The following is a 21,568-nucleotide window of genomic DNA, read 5'->3' as shown; positions in this document are numbered from 1 at the left end:
GGCCAAGCCCCCAGGGACGGGTTCACGGCGTCCCCGCAATCCGACACCGCCCCGCCATCCCACGGAACGCCAGCTTTTGCTGTTGCTGTTGCTTCGGCTTCGGCTTCGGCAGGTGCAGGGCGCAGCCCTGCCGAACCAACCCTACCGCCCCGGCAATTGCGCGAACGCGCGCTGCATGCAGTCCTCGCGCGGGCACACCCGGCAGCCCGGGCCAATCGACACCGAATTGCCCGGGCTCTGCACATCCAGCCCCAGCGAATACACCAGCCGCTCGGCATGCTGCAGGTCGCAGCCCAGCGCCACCGCGAAGGTCTTGCGCGGCTGGCCATGCCCCACCGGCCCGCTGCTGACCTGCCGTGCCAGCCAGAAATGGCGGCGCCCATCGGGCATGCGCGCCGTCTGCGTAAGGATGCGCCCGGGCTGGTTGAACGCCTCGTAGACGATCCACAGCGGGCACGACCCACCCACCTGCGAGAAATGGAAATCGGTGGCCGAATGGCGCTTGGACACATTGCCCGCACGGTCCACGCGGATGAAGAAGAACGGCAGCCCCGGCGCACTGCGCCGTGCCAGTGTGCTCAGCCGATGGCACACCGCCTCGAAGCCGACGCCGAACTGATGCGCCAGCAGTTCGATGTCGTAGCTGCTGGCCTCGGCCGCACGCAGGAAGCGCATGTACGGCATGACCAGCGCGCCGGCGAAATAGTTCGACAGGCCGATGCGCGCCTGCGCGATGCGTGCCTCATCGGTGAAGCCGGCACGCGCCACCACCGCATCGATCTGCGGCAGGTAGCCGTGCAGGGCCAGTTCGGCGGCCATCTGGAACGCCTGCTGGCCCGGTTCCAGGTAATCGGGCAGCCACAGCCGCCGTGCACCGGCATCGAACTGGCGCTTCTCGCGCCCGGCCTGCAGCGCCGCCACTTCCACCAGCACGCCATGGCGGTCGGCCAGCAGCTGGCGCAGGCGTGGTGCCACATGCCCGGGCGACAGCCCCCACTCGGCGAACAGGCGCTCGGCCAGTTCGTCCAGCTCGGGGATGTGGTTGTGCATGCGGTTGAAGAACTCGCGCACCTGGTCACCGGCGGGCAGGGTGCTGCCGGCACCCGGCTCGCCCAGCTGGAATTCCAGGGCGGCGGCATGTTCGCGCAGCGCCAGGTGGCGCCGATGCAGGTCCAGCAGGGCGCGGCTGACCTGCGGCAGGTTGCCGGCCAAGGCGCGCAGCTCGGTCGCGCTCACCTCCGCCAGGCCCAGGTCGCGCAGGGTCTCGCCCAGTGCCTCCTGCAGTGCGGCGGGCTCATCTTCGTCGAACAGCGAGGAAACGTCGCCCAACACCTCACCCAGCTTCTTCTGCACCGCCGGCGTCAACGGGCGCTTGTTACGCTCGATCTGGTTCAGGTAGCTGGCCGACAGTCCCAGCGCACGTGCCAGGTCGGCCTGGCTGTAGCCGCGCTGTTCGCGCAGCCGCAGCAGGCGCAGGCCAAGTTGACGCTGGGTGGCTGAATAATTCACAGAATTAACATGAATCGTCTGGCGTGTTGGCCAGATTAAGCGGATTCAGCCCGGAAATCGAGGTGGGTGCTGTGAATAATGCCAAGCATCTTTCGAGCCCGTGGGATTGTCGTCATGACTGTTGCAGCGCCCCGTATCCGCATGCTGATCGATGGCCAGTTCATCGAATCGGCCACCTCCCACTGGCAGGACGTGATCAATCCGGCCACCCAGGACGTGCTGGCCAAGGTGCCGTTCGCCACCACCGGCGAAGTGGACGCCGCCGTCGCCGCCGCCAAGGAAGCCTTCAAGACCTGGCGCAAGACCCCGATCGGCACCCGTGCACGCATCTTCCTGAAGTACCAGCAGCTGATCCGCGAGCACATGAGCGAGCTGGCCCACATCCTCACCGCCGAACAGGGCAAGACCCTGCCGGACGCCGAAGGCGATGTGTTCCGCGGCCTGGAAGTGGTCGAGCACGCCGCCGCCATCGGCAACCTGCAGCTGGGCGAGCTGGCCAACAACGTGGCCAATGGCGTGGATACCTACACGATCATGCAGCCGCTGGGCGTGTGCGCCGGCATCACCCCGTTCAACTTCCCGGCGATGATCCCGCTGTGGATGTTCCCGATGGCCATCGCCACCGGCAACACCTTCATTCTCAAGCCGTCCGAGCAGGACCCGATGGTCACCATGCGCCTGGTCGAACTGGCGCTGGAAGCCGGCATTCCGAAGGGTGTGCTGAACGTCGTCCACGGTGGCGAGGAAGTGGTCAACGCGATCTGCGACCACCCGGACATCAAGGCGGTTTCGTTCGTGGGTTCCACCCGCGTCGGCACCCACGTCTACAACCGCGCCTCGCTGGCCGGCAAGCGCGTGCAGTGCATGATGGGCGCCAAGAACCACGCTGTGGTGCTGCCGGACGCCAACAAGGAACAGACCCTCAATGCGATGGTCGGTGCCGCCTTCGGTGCCGCTGGCCAGCGCTGCATGGCCGCCTCCACGCTGGTGCTGGTCGGTGAAGCGCGCAATTGGGTGCAGGACCTGGTGGCCAAGGCCAAGACCCTGAAGGTCAGCGCCGGCACCGTGGCCGGCACCGATGTCGGCCCGGTCATTTCCTGCAGCGCCCGCGAGCGCGTGGAAGGCCTGATCGCCTCGGGCGTGGAGCAGGGCGCCAAGCTGGTGCTCGATGGCCGCAAGCCGCAGGTGGATGGCTTCGAGAAGGGCAACTTCGTCGGCCCGACCATCTTTGCCGGTGTCACCCCCGACATGCGCATCTACCAGGAAGAAATCTTCGGGCCGGTGCTGGTCATCCTCGAAGCGGAAACGCTGGAAGACGCCATCGCGATGGTCAACAGCAACCCCAACGGCAACGGCACCGCACTGTTCACCCAGTCCGGCGCCGCCGCGCGCAAGTTCCAGGAAGACATCGACGTCGGCCAGGTCGGCATCAACGTGCCGATCCCGGTGCCGGTGCCGTTGTTCTCGTTCACCGGTTCGCGCGCGTCCAAGCTGGGCGACCTGGGCCCGTACGGCAAGCAGGTGGTGCTGTTCTACACCCAGACCAAGACGGTCACCGCGCGCTGGTTCGATGACGAAACGCTGAGCCACGGCGTCAACACCACGATCAGCCTGAAGTAACGGCAGGAGCAGCCATGAGCCACTCGATGACGACGGAACTGGAAGAAGCGCAGCAGGCGTACCGCGAGGCTGCGCGCGACTTCGCGCAGGCCGAACTGGCGCCACACGCCGCGCGATGGGATGCGGAGGGCATCTTTCCGCGCGAGGCGATCGCCAAGGCCGGTGAACTGGGCTTCTGCGGTCTGTACATGGACCCGGAAGTGGGCGGCAGCGGCCTGAGCCGACTGGACGCCGCCGTCGTCATCGAGGAGCTCGCCAACGTCGATCCGTCGACCGCGGCCTACATCAGCATCCACAACATGGCCTCGTGGATGGTGTCCACGTGGGGCCAGCCGGCACTCCGCGATGCGTGGGGCACCGACCTGTCTTCGGGCAACAAGCTGGCCTCGTACTGCCTGACCGAGCCGGGCGCCGGTTCCGATGCGGCCTCGCTGAAGACCACCGCCGTGCGCGATGGCGACTTCTACGTGCTGAACGGCGCCAAGGCCTTCATCTCCGGCGCCGGTGCCACCGAACTGCTGGTGGTGATGGCGCGTACCGGCGGTGCCGGTGCAGGTGGCGTCAGCGCCATTGCAGTGCCGTCGAACCTGCCGGGCATCAGCTTCGGACGCAAGGAAGAGAAGATGGGCTGGAACAGCCAGCCCACCCGTGGCATCACCTTCGAAAACGTTCGCGTGCCGGTCAGCCACCTTCTGGGAGAGGAAGGCGGCGGCTTCAAGCTGGCGATGAAGGGGCTCGATGGCGGCCGCATCAACATCGCTGCCTGCTCGCTGGGTGCCGCGCAGGGTGCGCTGGATGCCGCACGCCGCTACATGGGCGAGCGCCGCCAGTTCGGCAAGGCGCTGGCCGAGTTCCAGGCACTGCAGTTCAAGCTGGCCGACATGGTCACGCAGCTGGTGGCCGCGCGGCAGATGGTGCATACCGCTGCACGCAAGCTCGATGCCGGTGCCACCGATGCCAACGTGTGGTGCGCGATGGCCAAGCGTTTCGCCACCGATGCCGGCTTCAACATCTGCAACGAAGCCCTGCAGATCCACGGTGGCTACGGCTACATCCGCGAATATCCGATCGAGCGCCTGCTGCGCGACAGCCGCGTGCACCAGATCCTGGAAGGCACCAACGAGATCATGCGGGTGATCGTTGCCCGTCACCTGCTCAACACCGAAGAGGAACTGCGATGAAGGATTGGCGTACCCAGGAGCACGTGGGCCTGAAGGTCGAGGCCGACGGCCACACCGCCGTGGTCACCCTGCACAACCCGCCCGCGCATACCTGGACCGTGCGCAGCCTGTCGGCGCTGCGCGATCTGGTCGGCGCACTCAACGCAGACCGCGAGATCTACGCGCTGGTGATCACCGGTGATGGCGAGAAGTTCTTCTCCGCCGGTGCCGACCTCAACCAGTTCGCTTCAGGCGACAAGGCCGCCGCACGCGAGGCCGCGCGCCGCTTCGGCGAAGCCTTCGAAGCGCTGTCCGCGTTCCGTGGCGTGTCGATCGCCGCGATCAACGGCTACGCCATGGGCGGTGGCCTGGAATGTGCGCTGGCCTGCGACCTGCGCATCATCGAAGACCATGCCCAGGTCGCGCTGCCGGAGGCCACCGTCGGCCTGCTGCCGTGCGCCGGTGGCACCCAGAACCTGCCGCGCCTGGTGGGCGAGGGCTGGGCCAAGCGCATGATCCTGCTGGGTGAGCGCATCAACGCCGAGACCGCGCTGCGGATTGGCCTGGCCGAAGAAAAGGTCGGCAAGGGTGAATCCAAGGCGTTGGCTCTGGAATGGGCGAAGAAGGCCGGCAAGCAGAGCCCGACCAGCATCGCCGCCTGCAAGACCCTGGTGCAGTCCACCCGCACCGGCACCCATGCCTCGGCACTGGTGGCCGAGCGCGAGGCCTTCGTCGATCTGTTCGACACCGCTGACCAGGTCGAGGGCGTAACCGCCTTCCTGGAAAAGCGCGCCGCGCAGTGGAAGAACGCATGAGCACCGACACCGCTGCCGACGACGCACCGGTGCTGTTCGAAGAGCGCGTGGCCGGCAACGGCGCGCGCATCGGCATCGCCACGCTCAACGCGCCGCGTACGCTCAACGGATTCTCGCTGCCGATGGCGCACCTGCTGCTGAAGCAGTTGAATGCCTGGGCCGACGACGACGGCATCGCCATGGTGGTGCTGCAGGGCGCCGGCGAAAAGGCGTTCTGCGCCGGCGGCGACCTGCACAGCCTGTACAAGGCCATGGTCGCCTTCCGTGAGGCTGGCCGCAGCGACATCCGCGAGAACGACTACGCCGCTGAGTTCTTCGACGTTGAATACCGCGTCGATTACCTCATTCACACCTACGCCAAGCCGATCCTGTGCTGGGGTCATGGCATCGTGATGGGCGGCGGCATCGGCCTGATGTCCGGCGCCAGCCACCGCGTGGTCAGCGAGCGCTCCAAGTTGGCCTTCCCGGAAATCACTGTTGGCCTGTTCCCCGATGTCGGTGGCAGCTGGCTGCTGCCGCGGGTACCGGGCAAGGGCGGCCTGTTCCTGGCCCTGACCGGCGCACTGCTCAACCCGGGCGATGCCATCTACGCCGGCTTGGCCGACGTGCACGTGGCCGAAGAGCGCCGCAGTGCAGTGTTCGATGCGCTGCTGCAGGTGGCCTGGTCGGGTGATGCCGAACACAACCACGAACGTCTCAGCCATCTGTTGCAGTCGCACGCCAGCGATGCAGCCACCGGCCCGCTGCTGGCCAATGCCGCGCAGGTCGATGTGCTGTGCGAGGGCGATGACCTGCCCGCGATCATCAACCGCATCAGCATGCTGCAGACCGACGATGCGTGGCTGCAGGCGGCACAGAAGACCCTCGCTGCTGGTGCGCCGGGTTCGGCGCGGCTGGCCTTTGAACTGCAGCGCCGCAGCGCCGGCCAGGACCTGGCCAGCGTCTACCGGCTGGAGTACATCACCGCGCTGCACTGCGCCGCCCACGGCGATTTCGCCGAAGGCATCCGCGCGCTGCTGATCGACAAGGACCGCAATCCGCAATGGAACCCGGCCACGCTGGCCGAGGCCAGCGGCGCGTGGGCCGACACCTTCTTCGCTTCCCCCTGGGCCGATGCCGCGCATCCGCTGGCCGACCTGGGCACTCCCCTTGTTGAAAGGAGCCTTGCATGAGCCGCATTGCATTCATCGGGTTGGGCAACATGGGTGGCCCGATGGCCGCCAATCTGGTCAAGAACGGCCATACCGTGCGCGTGTTCGATCTGGTCCCGGCCGCGGTGCAGGCCACCGTCGATGCCGGCGCCAGCGCGGCGGCATCGGCGCGCGAAACCCTGGCCGATGCTGAGGTGGTGATCTCGATGCTGCCGGCCAGCCGTCACGTCGAAGGCGTGTACCTGGGCGACGACGGCATCCTCGCCGCGATCCCGGAGGGCGCACTGGTCATCGACTGCAGCACGATCGCACCGGCCAGCGCCCGCAAGGTTTCTGAAGCCGCCGCCGCGCGTGGCCTGCAGATGCTCGACGCACCGGTGTCCGGCGGTACCGCCGGTGCCCAGGCCGGCACCCTGACCTTCATCGTCGGTGGCGAAGAGGACGCGCTGGAACGCGCGCGCCCGGTGCTGCAGGCGATGGGCAAGAACATCTTCCACGTGGGCGCCAGTGGTGCCGGCCAGGTGGCCAAGCTGTGCAACAACATGGCGCTGGGCGTGATCATGGCCGTCACCGGTGAAGCCATCGCCCTGGGCGTGGCGCACGGGCTGGACCCGAAGGTGCTGTCGCAGATGATGGCAGTCAGCACCGGCCGCAGCTGGGCCACCGAAGTGTGCAACCCGTGGCCGGGCGTGCTGGAGAATGCGCCGGCCTCGCGCGGTTACAGCGGCGGCTTCGGCAGCGACCTGATGCTGAAGGACATGGGCCTGGCGGTGGAAGCGGCGATGAGTGTCGGCGCCTCGATCCCGCTGGGCGAAGTGGCCCGCAACCTGTACTCGATGAACCACCAGGCCGGCCGCGGCAAGCTGGATTTCTCCAGCGTCGTGCAGCTCATCACCAGCGACCGGTAACCGGTCGCTGGTCCGCGCATTCCACCTTATCCCCGCGCCGTTGGCGCACCCCCTTGAACAACAAGGGGGCTCTCCTCCAGAAGGATGGATGCGCGCCGTAGCGAATGCGTCCCCGGCCGCGCGCCGGGGCCCACCCGAGGTGGGATGGGCGGATGCCCGGTTTCGACCGGCATCCGCCCATTTTTTTGCCTTTCATGTTGGTAGTGCCGGCCGCTGGCCGGCAGCACCGCATCAGGCAACGATCAGCGTCACGTCGATGTTGCCGCGGGTGGCGTTGGAATACGGGCACACGATGTGCGCCTTCTGCACCAGCTCTTCCACCTGCTCGCGCGGTACGCCCGGCACGTTGATGGTCAGCTCGGCTTCGATGCCGAAGCCGGTCGGGATCTGGCCGATGCCGACCTTGCCGGTCACGGTGGTGTCGGCCGGCAGCGCGACCTTGGCCTGGCCGGCCACGAACTTCAGTGCGCCCAGGAAGCAGGCCGAGTAGCCAGCCGCGAACAGCTGTTCCGGGTTGGTGCCCGGACCGCCGGCGCCGCCCAGCTCGCGCGGGGTCGACAGCTGGATGTCCAGCACGTTGTCGGAGGAGACGGAACGGCCTTCACGGCCGCCGGTGGAGGTGGCCTGGGCGGTGTACAGAACCTTTTCGATGGACATCGTGATGCTCCTGGTCGGTGGGTGGGTGTTGCGTTGGAGCCTACTTTGCCCGGTTTTCGCGTACGTTGGGTTGCAATGCGTACGAAAAACTTGATCGATCGTCCTGTGGGCCTAGATCGTCCACTCGCGGTCGGTGGTGAACATGATCGTCAACCAGCGGTCCGGCGAAGCCTCGCCGAGCGCATCGCCGATCTCATCACGCAGCTGGTCCCATTCCACCAGCGGCCGCGGCGGGTCGTCCTCGCGCACCACGAAGAACAGCTCGATCTGCTCGCCTCGCCCCACCTGGGCCACGTAGCTGCGGTGCTCGACGAAGCCGTGCTTGGCGACGATGTCGCGCGCCACCGCATCCACGTGCGCCTGCAGCTCCGGCGGGGTGACCAGCAGGATGCCGGCCAGCGCGCGGCGCACGGTACCGAGCGGGGCGATCATCACCAGCACGCAGACGAAGGCGAGGATGGCGGGGTCGATGTATGGGCCGACCCAGGCCAGCGAGGTGCCCTGCACCAGCACACCGCCGAGGAAGGCCAGCAGATAGCAGGCCGACATGCTGGCTGCGATCACCCAGTTCTTCGCGTCCAGCGCAATGAACTCCGAGCCGATGCGGCGGTTGGCGCGCAGGATGAACCAGGCCAACGCGCCTTCGCCCACGATCGACAGCCCGGCGAAGGCAATGGCCGGGCCCAGCGCAATGTGGCGGCCCCCGGACATCAGTGCATCCACCGCATTGACCAGGGCATACAGTGCCGCACCGATCATCAGCGTGCCGCTGACCCCCAGCACGATCGGCTCCAGGTGCCAGAAGCCCATGGTGAAGCGCTGGTTGAGCCGCGATTGCAGCGCGTCGGTCTGGGTGGACAGCGCGATCAGCCGTGCCACCAGCAGCGACAGCCAGGTCATCACCACGTCGATCAGGCCGTAGATGCCGTCGAAGATGATCAATGACGAATTGGCCAGCAGGCCGAACACCACCGCCGCCGCGGCCAGCAGCAGCGAAGCGGCGATCGACAGGCGCAGCACGCCTTGTTCGGTGGCGGGGTCGAAGAACTGCGGGCGATCAGTAGCCATGCCCCGATTGTAGAGCGGCGCCATGCCCCGCGGCCTTTCGCGGCCGGTCGCGCTACCTTCGTGCGGCCGCTTCCCGTAGACTGCGCCCCTCCCACGTACCGACGCCCGCCTGCAGTGATCACGCCACCCTGACCCTTGCCGCACATCGGCAGCCGGCCCGCCCGGCTCAGGAACCCGTGTCTTTCCACTGCAGTGCCACGTGGCCCCACGCCCGTGCGCGCGGAGTTTTCCCATGCAAACGTCCTATCCCCTGCGCCAGCAATGGCTCGGCAACCTCCGTGGCGACCTGCTGTCCGGCATCGTCGTCGCCCTGGCCCTGATTCCCGAGGCCATCGCCTTCTCGCTCATCGCCGGCGTCGACCCCAAGGTCGGCCTGTATGCCGCGTTCTCGATTGCCGTCATCACCGCCATCGCGGGTGGCCGCCCCGGCATGATTTCCGCCGCTACCGGTGCAATGGCGCTGGTGATGGTCGACCTGGTCAAGGATCACGGCCTGCAGTACCTGTTCGCCGCCAGCATCCTGGCCGGCCTGCTGCAGGTGCTGGCCGGCGTGTTCAAGCTCGGCTCGCTGATGCGCTTCGTCTCGCGCTCGGTCATCACCGGCTTCGTCAACGCGCTGGCGATCCTGATCTTCCTCGCGCAGATGCCGGAACTGATTGGCCGCGGCCCTACGGTCTACGTGCTGTGCGCCGCCGCGCTGGCGATCATCTACCTGCTGCCGCGTATCACCCGCGCCGTACCCTCGCCGCTGGTCGCGATCGTGGTGCTCACCGCCGTGGTGATCGGCTTCGGCATCGACGTGCGCAGCGTCGGCGACATGGGCCAGCTGCCAGACAGCCTTCCACACTTCCTCATTCCCGATGTGCCGCTCACCTGGGAAACGCTGCGCATCCTGTTGCCGGTGTCGGCCACGCTGGCCGTGGTCGGCCTGCTCGAATCGATGATGACCCTGCAGATTGTCGAGGACATCACCGAGACGCCCAGCGAACGCAACCGCGAATGCGTCGGCCAGGGCGTGGCGAACACGGTCACCGGCTTCCTCGGCGGCATGGCTGGCTGCGCGATGATCGGCCAGTCGATCATCAACGTGACCTCCGGTGGCCGTGGCCGCCTGTCCTGCCTGGTGGCGGGCGTGCTGCTGCTGGCATTGGTGGTGTACGGCGGCGACCTGGTGGGGCAGATCCCGATGGCTGCGCTGGTGGCGGTGATGATCATGGTCAGCATCGGCACCTTCAGCTGGCGCTCGCTGCGCGACCTGCGCACGCATCCGCGCAGCTCGTCTGCGGTGATGCTGCTGACCGTGGTGGTCACCGTGGCCACCCACGATCTGGCCAAGGGCGTGCTCAGTGGCGTGCTGTTGTCGGCGCTGTTCTTTGCGCGCAAGGTGGGCCGTATGCTGGATGTGCAGCGCGACGATGCTGGTGACACACAGGTCTACCGCGTGCGTGGGCAGGTGTTCTTTGCCTCGGCGGGGCAGCTGGGTGCGGCGTTCGATTACCAGCACGTGGCGCCGAAGGTGCAGATTGACCTGCGCGATGCCCACCTGTGGGATCTGACTGCTGTGGCCGCGCTGGAGCGGGCGCAGGAAAAGCTGGCCGCGCATGGTGCGGAGGTGACGGTGGTGGGGCTCAATGCGGCCAGCCAGACCCTCATCGAACAGGTGGGTGGCAAAGGCGCTGCTGGCAGCGCACATTGACGCTATAGGCTGCGACTGCATCACTGCGACTTCATGGCTGCTGTTGCGGTTGCTGCATTTGTGGCCTGTGAACCCTGCCCAGGGTGGAAGAATCGCCGTGATCGTGCTCCGTTGTGATCCTCACGACGGAGTACTTCTTCCGGAATGGATACGCTGTTCAACAACGCCACCACGCTGCTGACCTATCTGCTGCCGGGCTTCCTGGCAGCCTGGGTGTTCTACGGGCTGACTTCACACCCCAAGCCACCGCAGTTCGAAAGGACCGTGGAAGCGCTGGTGTTCACCTTCGCGGTCCAGGCGCTGGTCACGTTCACGGAAGTGGTGCTGCTACTGGCCGGGCGCTGCTTTGTGCTGGGAACCTGGACGGAGTCCAGCAGCTTGCTCTGGGGTTTATTCCTCGCAGTACTGCTGGGAGCGGGACTGGCCCTCGCTGCGAACAAGGATTCCCTCCACAGGGTTCTCCGTCGTGCAGGCTTCACCACGAGGACATCCCACCCGAGCGAGTGGTACTGCGTACTGGGTACGCGTCCTGCCTTCGTTGTGCTGCAGCTGAAGGATGGCCGTCGACTGACCGGCTACCCCAAGGAGTGGCCGATCAGTCCGGCGGCAGGGCAGTTCTACATGCAGATGCCGGCCTGGATTGTGGACAGGGATCCATCAGATGCAGGCGCTGATCCGGAAGCAGGGCCTGCAATGGTCGAGCTCCCACAGCTGGATGGCATACTGATTCACGCAACCGACGTGCAATGGGTCGAGATTCTCCAGGAGACAGACAATGGCTAAGTTGAGGAAGGGTTCCAACCCACCACTGGACCAGCTGGTCGTATCCATGGAGAACGCAAACCCCAAGCTCCCCGCGGGCAGGAAGCGCCCGCCGCCGCCGCCCAGCCCGCCCCGGCCGCCAGCGGGAACCGGGCCCAACCGGCGCTCACCGCGCGGCTGACCGGGCGCATTCAGCCGGGCGGTGTAAACTATTGATCTCACTGGCAATGCCAGTCTCCACGATCAACGCCCCGATGACGTCCGCCACCGCCCGTTACGCCGATTCCCTGCGCCTGTCCGTTGCCCCGATGATGGACTGGACGGACCGCCATTGCCGCGTGTTCCATCGCGTGCTGGCGCCGGGTGCGCGCCTGTACACGGAAATGGTGCACGCCAACGCGGTCATCCACGGCGATCGCGAGCGCCTGCTCGGCTTCGATCGCAGCGAACAGCCGCTGGCGCTGCAGCTGGGTGGCAGTGACCCGGCCCTGCTGGCGCAGGCCGCACGCATCGCTGCCGAGTGGGGCTATGACGAGGTCAACCTCAACTGCGGTTGCCCGTCCGACCGCGTGCAGGCCGGGCGTTTTGGTGCCTGCCTGATGCGCGAGCCGGTGCTGGTGGCCGAGTGTGTGGCGGCCATGGTCGATGCGGTCGACATCCCGGTAACGGTGAAATGCCGCCTGGGCGTGGACGAGGACAACGACTACGACGTGTTTGCCAGCTTCGTCGACCGCCAGGTTGCCGCCGGTGCGGCGATGGTGGTGGTGCATGCGCGCAACGCGTGGCTGAAGGGCCTGTCGCCGAAGGAGAACCGCGAGGTTCCGCCGCTGAAGTACGACTGGGCCTACCGCCTGAAGCAGGAGCGCCCGGCACTGCCGGTGGTGATCAACGGTGGCCTGGCCAGCATCGAGGCGGTACAGGCGCAGGCCGCGCACGTCGATGGCGTGATGCTGGGCCGCGCGGCCTACCACGACCCCTACCTGCTGCATCAGCTGGAGGCGCTGCACACCGGCGCCCCGCTGCAGGCCCGTGGTGACCTGCTGCGCGCGATGCGCCCCTACATCGAGGCGCGGCTGGGCGAAGGCCTGGCGCTGAAGCACATTACCCGCCACCTGCTCGGCCTGTTCCACGGCCAGCCCGGTGGTCGCGCATTCCGCCAGGTGCTGAGCGAGGGCGCACATCGCCCGGGCGCCGGCTGGAGCCTGATCGAACAGGCCCTGGCGGTCACCGAACGCGAAGCTGATCGGGCCGCAGCGTGACCGCAGTCACATTCCTGACTTGACAAGGGACGTCGATTCGTCCCGAATGTTCACTTAGCTGAACAACGCGGGCGCAGGGCCGGAAAAGTTCAGACCGGATTCACCGCTGTAAACCAAGAATTTGCAAAAGATTTGTAAAACGCTGGGTTTCGAACCCGGCGCCGGATTTACGACTTTTGAACGAATCGCCGTGCTCGGCTAGGATCGCATCGATGTCTTCCGTTCCCTTCCATCGCCGCATTGCCCTGGCCACCTGCGTGGTCCTGTCGGCTGTGCCGCTGTCTTCGGCGCTGGCGCAACAGCCGCCGCGTGGCGAGCAGGCGCGGGCGGAGATGATGGAGCGGGGCGAGCGTGGCAACCGTGGCGACGAGCGGTCGCTGTCCGATGCCGTGCGCCGCGTGCAGCGCACCACCGGCGGCCACATCCTCGGCGCCGAGCGCGTGCCGTTCGATGGTCGTGATATCAACCGGGTGAAGTACATGGACGATCGGGGCCGGGTCCGCTACATGGACGACCCCGCCCCGTCGCGTTCACAGCCGCGCACGCCGCGGTCGGATATGTCATCACTACGCGGCGATAACCCCTGAACAGGGATAGTTGTCGCTATCAACCCGTACCCCACAGGCCTCCGGGCCACACCCAGGACACTAGGGAGAGTTCATGCGTATCCTTCTGGTCGAAGACGAAGCCCCGCTGCGTGAGACCCTGGCAGCCCGGCTCAAGCGCGAAGGCTTTGCCGTCGATGCTGCGCAGGACGGCGAGGAAGGCCTCTACATGGGGCGCGAAGTTCCGTTCGATGTCGGCATCATCGACCTTGGCCTGCCCAAGATGTCGGGCATGGAGCTGATCAAGGCCCTGCGTGACGAAGGCAAGAAGTTCCCGGTGCTGATCCTGACCGCGCGTTCGAGCTGGCAGGACAAGGTCGAGGGCCTGAAGCAGGGCGCCGACGACTACCTGGTCAAGCCGTTCCACGTCGAAGAGCTGCTGGCCCGCGTCAACGCGCTGCTGCGCCGCGCCGCTGGCTGGAGCAAGCCGACGCTGGAATGCGGCCCGGTTGCCCTGGACCTGGCTGCGCAGACCGTCAGCGTGGCCGGCAGCAATGTCGACCTCACCAGCTACGAGTACAAGGTGCTGGAGTACCTGATGATGCACGCCGGTGAACTGGTCTCCAAGGCCGACCTCACCGAGCACATCTACCAGCAGGACTTCGACCGCGACTCGAACGTGCTGGAGGTCTTCATCGGCCGCCTGCGCAAGAAGCTGGACCCGGATGGCGAACTGAAGCCGATCGAGACCGTGCGCGGCCGCGGCTACCGTTTCGCGATTCCGCGCAACGAGGGCTGAGCCGGCTCACCCTGGCGATAGCACGATGTCCGGCCGTCTGTGGTTCTTCCGACGCTGGCGGCCGCGCTCCCTGCAGGCGCGCCAGATGTTCGCCGCGTCCGTGGGCCTGGTCGCGTTCCTGGCGCTGGCCGGTTACGCGCTCGACGCCGCCTTCGCCGATACGGCGAAGGCGAACCTGCGTGAGCGCCTGAAGAACTACGCCACCGCCTACGCGGCCGGCATCGACTTCACCCGTGACCGCTCGCTGTACATCCGCGAGCAGCCGCCGGATTCGCGCTTCGACGTGCCGGGCAGTGGCCTGTACCTGCAGGTGGTGATGCCGCACGGCAAGGGCAATTCGATGTCCGCCGAAGGTCCGATGCTGCCCACCGCGGGCGGTGGCCTGCTGGCGCCGCGCCAGGAAGTGTTTGAAGGCCCACTGCCGATGATCCAGATCGACGGCAGCCAGGGCTCGGTGTACCGCTATGGCCTGGGCCTGGTGTGGGACGCAGACGCCGACCCTGCCACCGAGTTTCCGTACACCATCTACGTGATGGAAGACTCGCGCGCGCTGGGTGCGCAGCTGCGCGTGTTCCGCAGCCGGGTCTGGTTCTACCTGGGCGGCATCGGCCTGATCCTGCTGCTGCTGCAGACCGTCATCCTGCAGTGGAGCCTGCGCCCACTGCGCCGCGTGATCACCGAGCTGACCAAGGTGCAGCGCGGCGAGACCGAGCGCATGAGCGAGCGCCACCCGCGTGAGCTGGAACCGCTGACCGACAGCATCAACGCCTTCATTGAAAGCGAGCGCGAGAACCTGGAGCGCCAGCGCAACACCCTGGCCGACCTGGCGCACAGCCTGAAGACGCCCATCGCCGTGCTGCGCACGCAGATGGACAGCGGCGCCGGGGACGGCGCCCTGCGCGAGGAGCTGGACGTGCAGCTGCAGCGCATGAACAACCTGGTCTCGTACCAGCTGGCACGTGCTGCGTCGTCGGGCCACAAGCTGTTCTCCGCACCGCTGCCGATTGAATCCAACGCCGAGGAAATCGTGCGTGGCCTGGAGAAGGTCTACGCCTCCAAGGGTGTGCTGTGCGAATTCGACATCGACCCGGCCGCGCGCTTCCATGGCGAACCGGGCGACCTGCAGGAACTGCTCGGCAACCTGCTGGAAAACGCCTTCAAGTGGGCCAACCGCCGCGTGCTGCTGACCGCGCAGCCGCTGCCGGCACCGAACGCGCGCCGTGCCGGCCTGCTGCTGGCGGTGGACGACGATGGCCCTGGCATTGCCCCGGACGACATCGGCAAGGTGCTGCAGCGTGGCGTGCGTGGCGACGAGCGCGTGCAGGGCCACGGCATCGGCCTGTCGATCGTGCAGGACCTGATCAAGGATTACCGCGGCGAACTGACTGTGGGCCGCTCCGAGGAACTGGGCGGCGCTCGTTTCGAAGTGCGCCTGCCGCCGGGGCCGTAGCCTTGTGGAGAGTCGAGCCATGCTCGACTGCTCCGCAAAATGCAGCCGAGCATGGCTCGGCTCTACATAAGCTGCGGTAGTGAATCAGCCGACCATCGTCGGCGGCTCGCCATAGAACCGCCGCAGCTGCGCGGCCACCTCCGGCAATGCCTGCTGCAGCAGATCCGGCGCCGAGAAGTGATACTCGCTCGCTACCGCGAAGAACTCTTCCGGCGCTTCGGCCGCGTACGGATCGATCAGCGTTTCCACACCCGCGTCCACCTGCGCACAGAAGGCATCGTAAGCCTGCTGGAACGTAGCCGCCCACTCGCGCTGCCATTGCCGCGGCAGCGGCGGCGTGCCGTCCATCGCGCCATCCAGCGCATCCAGCTTGTGCACCATCTCGTGCACCGCCACGCAGTAGCCCTCGTGCGGCGCCGACAGGTCGGCCTGCACATCGGCCCAGGACAGGATCAGCGGACCGCTGTCCCACGATTCGCCGATCAGTTCGTCATCCCACTCGTGCAGTACGCCGGCCGCATCCATGTGGCTGCGGTGCACGCGGAACGCGTCGGGGTAGACGATCAGCTGCGACCAGCCTTCCAGTCCCACTTCGCCGAACTCGATCAGCGGCAGGCAGCACAGCGCGGCCAGCAGCACGCCATCGCCGGCCTGCAGCTGCAGATCGCCGACAGGGGTGATGGTCTTCTCGTGCAGGAAGCGCGTGGCCAGCAGGCGCAGTCGCCCACGACGCCCGTCATCCAGGCCGTGCAGCCACGCCGCGCGTTGGCAGGCGTCTTCCCAAAGTGCATCGTCAATCGGCCGCGGTGCAGGCCGCAGCCACTGCAGCAACGACTTGATCAGCGGAACATTCCCGGCAGGTAGCTGTGCCACTTCGGCGCGCGGATGCGCGGCAGCATGTCGTCGTCGCTGCCACCGCCGCCGGTGGTGGTGCTGGCAGCCGGGCGTACCGGTGCCGCCTTGGTGCTGGCAGCCGATGCGCTGGCGGTGGGCGCGCGCTGCGAGGCGGCATCGCCATTGGAGGACACGCATGCCCCACGGCTGTCGTCCAGCGCTGCTGTCGCAGACGCCGCGAAGGGCATCGTCAGCAGGATCAGGCAATGGGCATAACGGCGCATTGACGACATCCACGTTAAGGGAAGGTGAGTTCCCGATTCTAGCCCGAACCCGGCACCCGGTTGGAAGCCCCTGCGGCCCACCGGTGGCGGGCGTCGCTGGCGGCTTTCCCGCATAATTCCTTTCTGACTTCGTGGAAGCTGCCGTGGACGATCGCCAATTGCTGGCCAAACTCGCTGCCGGTCGCCTGTCCGGCGACGCCCTGGCCCGTGAGCTGGGTCAGACCCGGGCGGCCATTTGGAAGCGTATTCAAGGACTTAGGGCCGCCGGTGTGGACATCGAGGGCCGCGCTGGCGAGGGCTATGGCCTGACCCGCCCGGTCGACCTGCTGGACCCGGCCGCGATCCGCGCCGGCCTGCCCGCCGACGTCCAGGCCCTGCTGCACGACCTGCAGGTGGCCTGGACAGTGGACTCCACCAACGCAGAATTGCTGCGTTGCAGCGCGCCCCTGCGCGGGGTGAGCGTCCTGCTGGCCGAACGCCAGACCGGCGGCCGCGGCCGTCGCGGCCGTACGTGGGCGTCGCCGCTGGCCGCGCATATCTACCTGTCGGTGCTGCGCCTGTTCTCCGGCGGCCTCGGCCGCCTGGCCGGGCTGAGCCTGGTGGCCGGCATCGCCGTGGCCGAAGCGCTGCACGACCTGGGCTACACCCAGGCGCAGCTGAAGTGGCCGAATGACCTGATCGTTGATGGCAAGCGCAAGCTGGTCGGCCTGCTCGCAGAAGGCGGTGGCGAATACGCCGGCCCGGCGCGTGCGGTGATCGGCATCGGCATCAACACGCACATGCCGCCGTCGTTCGCCGAGCAGATCACCCAGCCGTGGGTGGATCTGGACACGCTGGCTGGCAAGCCGGTGGACCGCAATGGGGTCGTTGCGGCCGTGTTGACGCGCCTGCTGCCGGCGCTGGAAGAGTTCGATCGCGAAGGTCTCGCTCCGTTCCTGCCGCGCTACGCCGCGTTCGACATGCTGGCCGGCCGCGACGTACGGGTGGAACTGGAAGGGCAGTGGCAGCATGGCACCGCGCTCGGCCTGGCCGATGACGGCGCCTTGCGCGTGCGCATCGATGGCCGCGAGCGCCTGCTGCACGCCGGCGAAGTCAGCGTGAGGGCGGCATGAGCGATTGGTTGTTCGACCTCGGCAACTCGCGGTTCAAGTTCGCGCCGTTGCAGGGTGACCGTGCCGGTGACGTGCAGGCCTGGGCGCATGGCGCCGAAGGCATGGCCGGGCAGCCGCCGCACAGTCTGCCCAGCGGCACCACCGCGTTCGTGGCCAGCGTGGCCGCACCGTCGCTGACCAGCGCCATGCTGGACCAGCTGCAGCGTCGCTTCGAGCACGTGCACGTGGTGCGCACCAGCGCCGAATGCGCCGGTGTGCGCATTGCCTATGCCAAGCCGGAGAAGTTCGGCGTCGACCGCTTCCTGGCCCTGCTGGCCGCGGCCAAGGCGCAGCGCCCGGTGCTGGTGGTCGGTGTGGGCACCGCACTGACGATTGATCTGCTCGACGCCAATGGCCAGCACCACGGTGGCCGCATTTCCGCATCGCCCACCACCATGCGCGAAGCACTGCACGCCCGTGCCGTACAGCTGCCGGCTACCGGTGGTGACTACAGCGAGTTCGCCAACGATACCGCCGATGCGCTGGCTTCCGGTTGCGATGGTGCGGCGGTGGCACTGATCGAACGCAGCGCACAGCAGGCGCAGACGCTGCTGGGTGTTGCGCCCTCGCTGCTGGTGCATGGTGGCGGCGCACCGGCGCTGACGCCATTGCTGCCCGGCGCCGATTACCACCCCTCGCTGGTGCTGGATGGCCTCGCCCGCTGGGCGGTGCACCAGCCCGCAGGCTAGTATCGGCGCATGCTGACCCGTGCCCTGATCGTCGTACTGGCCATCCTCAATCTTGGCGTCGCCTGCTGGTGGCTGCTGCGCGATGCACCGCAACCGCCTGCGCCGCCGCCGCAACCCGCTGGCGTGGCCGAGCTGCGCTGGGTGCCCGGTGGTGTGGATGCTGCTGCGGCCGCCGAAGCCACCGCTGCCGCCCCGACCGCGCCGTTGACGGAGCGCGAGCCGGCGGCAAAGACAGCGGTGGCTGCGACGCCCGCGCCGGCCGTGCCGGCCAAGCCGGAATCTGCCAAGCCGCAGGCGGCTGAGGCTACGCCGGTTGCTGCCGCTCCCAAGCCGGTAACACCGCCTGCACCAGCCCAGGCGCCGGAAAAGCCCGCAACCCCGCCCGCAGCCGCAGAGCCGCCGCGTTGCGTGGCGCTGGGCCCGTTCGCCGACCGCGCCGCCGCGACCAGTGCACAGGGCAAGGCCGGCAACGTCATCAGCCAGGTGCGCCTGCGCGAACAGCCCGCTGCCAGTGGCAGTGCCCGCTACCGGGTGATGCTGCCGGCCGCCGCCAACCGTGACGACGCGCAGGCCACGGTGAAGCGTATCGTGGCCGCCGGCCTGAGCGACTACTACATCATCAGCCAGGGCGAGGACGCCAACGCCGTGGCGCTGGGCCAGTACCGCAACCGCGAAGGCGCCGAGCGGCGCATGGCAGCGGTGCAGGCCGCCGGCTTCCAGCCGCGCCTGGTCGCCAGCGGCGACGCCGGCCAGTGGTGGCTGGAAGGGCAGCTGGCGGCGGGCGCGCAGCCAGCCCAGGCCCAGCAGCGCAGCGGGGCGGCGCAGAGCCGGTCGCTGGAATGCACGCGGTTGCGCTAGAATCCCCCGGACCGCGGCGCTGCCGCCGGTGATGCACCCATGCCGCTTTAGCTCAGTTGGTAGAGCAACTGTCTTGTAAACAGTAGGTCATCCGTTCGATTCGGATAAGCGGCACCACATGGGAAGCGCCGAAACGCCTTGAAATTAGGGGTTTCAACGAAAAAGGCCAGCGCGGTACGCTGGCTTTCCTGCGTCTGCCGTCCGTCCCTACGCTGACCTCAGGGAAGCAGACCCCTAGGAGGAACTAATGAGCTCGACTGAAGCCCGACAACCTCGCTTCTGATCTGCTGGCATCGGTCCAGCATCAAGTCGCCGGATGAAGCTCCAAGCCGGATGCCTCCGTCCGCCAGCAACGGATAGGTTTCCAGTCGCACGCGATAGGCTTCCTGCGAGGAGTAGCGTACCGCCTGATCGCCGGACGCGAGAGGGGCCCCCGGTAAGTCTTCTTCCGCAATGAGGCCGTTGATCCGAAGTTGCGCGCACAGGCCCGCGTAGTAGGCGCTTCTTTCGTCCTGTCCTCGGGGATTTTTTTCAGCGTGGCCTAAAGCGTGAAAGCTTTCGTGCGCAACCAAGTCAACAAGATTCGCGAAGGTTCTATGTTGATTGCTGTATACAGGTGCCACAAACGCAAGCTGCCTGCCTGTGGCAAAGAGGCCAAGCGATCTTGTTCGTATTGCCCCAGCAGTGCCTTCCGGCACAAGAAGGATTCGGTACCTGTTTGATGCTGCCGGTATCCATGACTCGGATGCCGCAGCCGCAGCATCGACACGTGCGCACACATCTGCGGCATCAAGCGCCAGCCCGTTCGCGATCTGCAGGTTGATCGTCCGCGCGGTGTTCGTGCAGCGGACGAGGGTCGTAGCGCCTACGGCGTTCTTCCCCGGTAGAACAGAAGTCGTATGGAAGTAGCGGAGAGGGCCTAGAGGGACGGAAACAACTTCAGTGTATCCCGCTGAAGCAACCCCATTGGGAAGTGTGGTAGTCGCGCAGCCTGAAAGAACAATGGTGCAGACGCCAACCAGGAAGATTGCAATTGTGCGCATCTTGTCCCCACATGAAAGCGGGGCTGATGCCTCCGCTCCAGCGAATCGTGTCAGGTGTTCCACGACAACCAGGTCATCCGTTCGACTAGGATAATCGCCCCCATCCCCATGAGTCAGCGCCTCTTTGCGCTGCTTCAGGTACTCCCATTTGTTCGAAGGGCGGCAGAGCGGTTGCGTCGACGGCCTTACCTTGAGAATGCTGGCCCGTCCTGCGCATGAATCTGCTGCGCCGGCTGCTGTTCAAGATTTGCGGTCAACGCTTCAGCGCGATGAAGGGACTCTGCTTCAGGCACGCGAAGCGCGTCCATCGTATTCATGGTTCCACGGCGTTGGGCAGGATCGTCCATCGCTCCCTCGACGATGAATACTCTCTCGCCACGTGCAAGGGACTCTGTCGGATTGTTCAATACAACGTGGTCAACTCTTGAAAGCCCTTGCTCCTTCGCGAGCACCAACAGACTCGCGGACATGCGCTGGCTCGACTCATCCCACTGCTTCCCGCTCTCGGCGTCCAGGCATTCCACACCCGCTCTTATCTGCATGTAGAGAGAGCGGTCAGCGTTGCCGAGTTCAGCTACTGAAGAAGCTGTTTGCTGCACTGAGAGTGAGTCGTCGGCGACCACGGCGTCTCTTTCCGCAGCCGAAGTGCGATCGGCGTCAAATTCTGGCTCGGGCCTACGTCGACGCTGCGTGGGCGCTATGTGCTGATCATAGTGCGCGCCATAGTAAAGCTCGTATGTCGCATGAGGACCAACAGAAGGAGCCTCCGTTCTGAACACCTCAGCGATCTGACTTAGTGCTTGGTTACGGTTGATCTGCCCTGCCTCGAGTTTCGCCGCAATGGCTCCATACTGCTGGGGGCGATCGCCTGTGCCTGACACGCCGATGTTCGGTCCTCCGGCTGCGGTGATTTCACGCTGGACCTGGGCATTGCTGAGAGTGGCAGCTGCTTCTCCTCGCAGCGAGGTGTTCACATAGGATTGCTTGGACGTCCGATCTGGTTGCTCGGTGAAGAGATGATGCCCAACTTCATGAGAAAGAGAACGTGCGATTCTGGAGCCTTGCCCGATGGCGTTCTCGTCAATGACGATCTTCACACCGGGGACAAGATAGGTGCCGCCACCGGCTGGCCCCCATTCGACACCCAGGTTGTCGTGATCAGCCTGTGCAAGACCCGCTCGAAGCGTTGGGGATTTGGTCAGAAGCGGTACCAGCGAAGGATCAACCAAAGGCGAAGCCGGACGACGTGTGGCCTCTGGTCGGCCACTCTCCTGCGGCTGTGACAGTGCAAATTCTTCAGCACGCTCCAT

20 protein-coding genes and 1 tRNA gene are annotated in these 21,568 nt (G+C 66.5%); 15 read left to right on the top strand and 6 right to left on the bottom strand.

Features of this window, described 5'->3' with window-relative positions; translation table 11 throughout:
- Positions 1-141: 141 nt before the first annotated feature.
- Positions 142-1,509: a short-chain fatty acyl-CoA regulator family protein gene (locus N5D45_RS08720; RefSeq protein WP_010487019.1), complete on the bottom strand. Its 1,368-nt coding sequence runs from the start codon at positions 1,507-1,509 to the stop codon at positions 142-144.
- A gap of 114 nt (positions 1,510-1,623) precedes the next feature.
- Here N5D45_RS08720 and N5D45_RS08715 point away from each other — a divergent pair, with 114 nt between their 5' ends.
- The 5 genes from N5D45_RS08715 to mmsB are packed head-to-tail and all read left to right on the top strand — an operon-like array spanning position 1,624 to position 7,163.
- Positions 1,624-3,129: a CoA-acylating methylmalonate-semialdehyde dehydrogenase gene (locus tag N5D45_RS08715; RefSeq protein WP_279938753.1), complete on the top strand. Its 1,506-nt coding sequence runs from the start codon at positions 1,624-1,626 to the stop codon at positions 3,127-3,129.
- Between the two features lie 14 nt (positions 3,130-3,143).
- Positions 3,144-4,310 carry an acyl-CoA dehydrogenase family protein gene (locus tag N5D45_RS08710; protein ID WP_279938752.1) on the top strand — a complete coding sequence of 389 codons (1,167 nt, stop codon included), beginning with the start codon at positions 3,144-3,146 and terminating at the stop codon, positions 4,308-4,310.
- Positions 4,307-5,104 carry an enoyl-CoA hydratase gene (locus N5D45_RS08705; protein WP_279938751.1) on the top strand — a complete coding sequence of 266 codons (798 nt, stop codon included), beginning with the start codon at positions 4,307-4,309 and terminating at the stop codon, positions 5,102-5,104. The genes N5D45_RS08710 and N5D45_RS08705 overlap by 4 nt, the downstream gene beginning before the upstream one ends.
- The gene (locus N5D45_RS08700) at positions 5,101-6,276 is read left to right on the top strand and encodes an enoyl-CoA hydratase/isomerase family protein (RefSeq protein ID WP_279938745.1); all 1,176 of its coding nucleotides are present in this window, start codon (positions 5,101-5,103) and stop codon (positions 6,274-6,276) included. Before N5D45_RS08705 ends, N5D45_RS08700 begins: the two co-directional genes overlap by 4 nt.
- A complete protein-coding gene (gene mmsB, locus N5D45_RS08695) occupies positions 6,273-7,163 on the top strand; it encodes a 3-hydroxyisobutyrate dehydrogenase (protein WP_279938744.1) in 891 nt (296 codons plus the stop codon). Before N5D45_RS08700 ends, mmsB begins: the two co-directional genes overlap by 4 nt.
- A gap of 231 nt (positions 7,164-7,394) precedes the next feature.
- Here mmsB and N5D45_RS08690 read toward each other — a convergent pair whose 3' ends face one another.
- Together N5D45_RS08690 and N5D45_RS08685 are read right to left on the bottom strand one after the other, a co-directional pair.
- Complete coding sequence (locus N5D45_RS08690; protein ID WP_004153735.1) at positions 7,395-7,820, bottom strand: organic hydroperoxide resistance protein; 426 nt, start codon at positions 7,818-7,820, stop codon at positions 7,395-7,397.
- Between the two features lie 111 nt (positions 7,821-7,931).
- Positions 7,932-8,912, bottom strand: coding sequence for a cation transporter (locus N5D45_RS08685; RefSeq protein WP_019337793.1), 981 nt, complete (start codon positions 8,910-8,912; stop codon positions 7,932-7,934).
- Positions 8,913-9,120: 208 nt separating this feature from the next.
- Here N5D45_RS08685 and N5D45_RS08680 point away from each other — a divergent pair, with 208 nt between their 5' ends.
- From N5D45_RS08680 to N5D45_RS08655, 6 genes are all read left to right on the top strand, one after another.
- Positions 9,121-10,584, top strand: coding sequence for a SulP family inorganic anion transporter (locus N5D45_RS08680; RefSeq protein WP_279938742.1), 1,464 nt, complete (start codon positions 9,121-9,123; stop codon positions 10,582-10,584).
- A gap of 144 nt (positions 10,585-10,728) precedes the next feature.
- Positions 10,729-11,367, top strand: a complete 639-nt coding sequence (locus N5D45_RS08675; protein ID WP_279938741.1) for a DUF6338 family protein — start codon at positions 10,729-10,731, stop codon at positions 11,365-11,367.
- 206 nt (positions 11,368-11,573) lie between these two features.
- Entirely contained in the window at positions 11,574-12,605 is a 1,032-nt protein-coding gene (gene dusA / locus N5D45_RS08670) for a tRNA dihydrouridine(20/20a) synthase DusA (RefSeq protein ID WP_019337796.1), read from the top strand.
- A gap of 212 nt (positions 12,606-12,817) precedes the next feature.
- On the top strand, positions 12,818-13,192 hold the full coding sequence (locus tag N5D45_RS08665; protein WP_049435506.1) for a hypothetical protein: 375 nt from the start codon (positions 12,818-12,820) through the stop codon (positions 13,190-13,192).
- A gap of 73 nt (positions 13,193-13,265) precedes the next feature.
- Entirely contained in the window at positions 13,266-13,949 is a 684-nt protein-coding gene (locus N5D45_RS08660) for a response regulator transcription factor (RefSeq protein ID WP_004136763.1), read from the top strand.
- A gap of 25 nt (positions 13,950-13,974) precedes the next feature.
- Positions 13,975-15,399, top strand: a complete 1,425-nt coding sequence (locus N5D45_RS08655; protein WP_010486997.1) for a sensor histidine kinase — start codon at positions 13,975-13,977, stop codon at positions 15,397-15,399.
- Between the two features lie 84 nt (positions 15,400-15,483).
- On the opposite strand, the gene N5D45_RS08650 is transcribed toward N5D45_RS08655, so the two are convergent.
- Together N5D45_RS08650 and N5D45_RS08645 are read right to left on the bottom strand one after the other, a co-directional pair.
- Positions 15,484-16,272: a M90 family metallopeptidase gene (locus N5D45_RS08650; protein WP_197656829.1), complete on the bottom strand. Its 789-nt coding sequence runs from the start codon at positions 16,270-16,272 to the stop codon at positions 15,484-15,486.
- Complete coding sequence (locus N5D45_RS08645) at positions 16,239-16,517, bottom strand: hypothetical protein (RefSeq protein WP_010486993.1); 279 nt, start codon at positions 16,515-16,517, stop codon at positions 16,239-16,241. Before N5D45_RS08645 ends, N5D45_RS08650 begins: the two co-directional genes overlap by 34 nt.
- A gap of 143 nt (positions 16,518-16,660) precedes the next feature.
- On the opposite strand from N5D45_RS08645, the gene birA reads away from it, so the two are divergent.
- The 4 genes from birA (at position 16,661) to N5D45_RS08625 (ending at position 19,332) form a co-directional block, all read left to right on the top strand.
- The gene (gene birA, locus N5D45_RS08640; protein ID WP_049480016.1) at positions 16,661-17,629 is read left to right on the top strand and encodes a bifunctional biotin--[acetyl-CoA-carboxylase] ligase/biotin operon repressor BirA; all 969 of its coding nucleotides are present in this window, start codon (positions 16,661-16,663) and stop codon (positions 17,627-17,629) included.
- On the top strand, positions 17,626-18,357 hold the full coding sequence (locus tag N5D45_RS08635) for a type III pantothenate kinase (RefSeq protein ID WP_197656828.1): 732 nt from the start codon (positions 17,626-17,628) through the stop codon (positions 18,355-18,357). The genes birA and N5D45_RS08635 overlap by 4 nt, the downstream gene beginning before the upstream one ends.
- A gap of 9 nt (positions 18,358-18,366) precedes the next feature.
- Positions 18,367-19,215 carry an SPOR domain-containing protein gene (locus N5D45_RS08630; RefSeq protein ID WP_197656827.1) on the top strand — a complete coding sequence of 283 codons (849 nt, stop codon included), beginning with the start codon at positions 18,367-18,369 and terminating at the stop codon, positions 19,213-19,215.
- Positions 19,216-19,256: 41 nt separating this feature from the next.
- Positions 19,257-19,332: transfer RNA gene (locus N5D45_RS08625), tRNA-Thr, on the top strand.
- Between the two features lie 1,111 nt (positions 19,333-20,443).
- Here the strand turns inward: N5D45_RS08625 and N5D45_RS08620 are convergent.
- On the bottom strand, positions 20,444-21,568 hold the full coding sequence (locus tag N5D45_RS08620; RefSeq protein ID WP_228355032.1) for an XVIPCD domain-containing protein: 1,125 nt from the start codon (positions 21,566-21,568) through the stop codon (positions 20,444-20,446).

The sequence above is a fragment of the Stenotrophomonas sp. GD03819 genome, from assembly GCF_029841665.1.
Lineage (GTDB): Bacteria > Pseudomonadota > Gammaproteobacteria > Xanthomonadales > Xanthomonadaceae > Stenotrophomonas > Stenotrophomonas geniculata.
The sequence above is the reverse complement of the archived record's forward strand: the minus strand, read 5'-3'. Positions and strand labels throughout refer to the sequence as shown.

Excerpts from the sequence above, each read along its gene's own strand:
- mmsB (WP_279938744.1), top strand. The coding sequence starts at position 6,273 with ATGAGCCGCATTGCATTCATCGGGTTGGGCAACATGGGTGGCCCGATG.
- N5D45_RS08655 (WP_010486997.1), top strand. The coding sequence starts at position 13,975 with ATGTCCGGCCGTCTGTGGTTCTTCCGACGCTGGCGGCCGCGCTCCCTG.
- N5D45_RS08700 (WP_279938745.1), top strand. The coding sequence starts at position 5,101 with ATGAGCACCGACACCGCTGCCGACGACGCACCGGTGCTGTTCGAAGAG.
- N5D45_RS08665 (WP_049435506.1), top strand. The coding sequence starts at position 12,818 with ATGTCTTCCGTTCCCTTCCATCGCCGCATTGCCCTGGCCACCTGCGTG.
- N5D45_RS08715 (WP_279938753.1), top strand. The coding sequence starts at position 1,624 with ATGACTGTTGCAGCGCCCCGTATCCGCATGCTGATCGATGGCCAGTTC.
- N5D45_RS08705 (WP_279938751.1), top strand. The coding sequence starts at position 4,307 with ATGAAGGATTGGCGTACCCAGGAGCACGTGGGCCTGAAGGTCGAGGCC.
- N5D45_RS08680 (WP_279938742.1), top strand. The coding sequence starts at position 9,121 with ATGCAAACGTCCTATCCCCTGCGCCAGCAATGGCTCGGCAACCTCCGT.
- N5D45_RS08675 (WP_279938741.1), top strand. The coding sequence starts at position 10,729 with ATGGATACGCTGTTCAACAACGCCACCACGCTGCTGACCTATCTGCTG.
- N5D45_RS08635 (WP_197656828.1), top strand. The coding sequence starts at position 17,626 with ATGAGCGATTGGTTGTTCGACCTCGGCAACTCGCGGTTCAAGTTCGCG.
- N5D45_RS08620 (WP_228355032.1), bottom strand. The coding sequence starts at position 21,568 with ATGGAGCGTGCTGAAGAATTTGCACTGTCACAGCCGCAGGAGAGTGGC.
- N5D45_RS08690 (WP_004153735.1), bottom strand. The coding sequence starts at position 7,820 with ATGTCCATCGAAAAGGTTCTGTACACCGCCCAGGCCACCTCCACCGGC.
- N5D45_RS08630 (WP_197656827.1), top strand. The coding sequence starts at position 18,367 with ATGCTGACCCGTGCCCTGATCGTCGTACTGGCCATCCTCAATCTTGGC.
- dusA (WP_019337796.1), top strand. The coding sequence starts at position 11,574 with ATGCCAGTCTCCACGATCAACGCCCCGATGACGTCCGCCACCGCCCGT.
- N5D45_RS08645 (WP_010486993.1), bottom strand. The coding sequence starts at position 16,517 with ATGCGCCGTTATGCCCATTGCCTGATCCTGCTGACGATGCCCTTCGCG.
- N5D45_RS08685 (WP_019337793.1), bottom strand. The coding sequence starts at position 8,912 with ATGGCGCCGCTCTACAATCGGGGCATGGCTACTGATCGCCCGCAGTTC.
- N5D45_RS08710 (WP_279938752.1), top strand. The coding sequence starts at position 3,144 with ATGAGCCACTCGATGACGACGGAACTGGAAGAAGCGCAGCAGGCGTAC.
- N5D45_RS08660 (WP_004136763.1), top strand. The coding sequence starts at position 13,266 with ATGCGTATCCTTCTGGTCGAAGACGAAGCCCCGCTGCGTGAGACCCTG.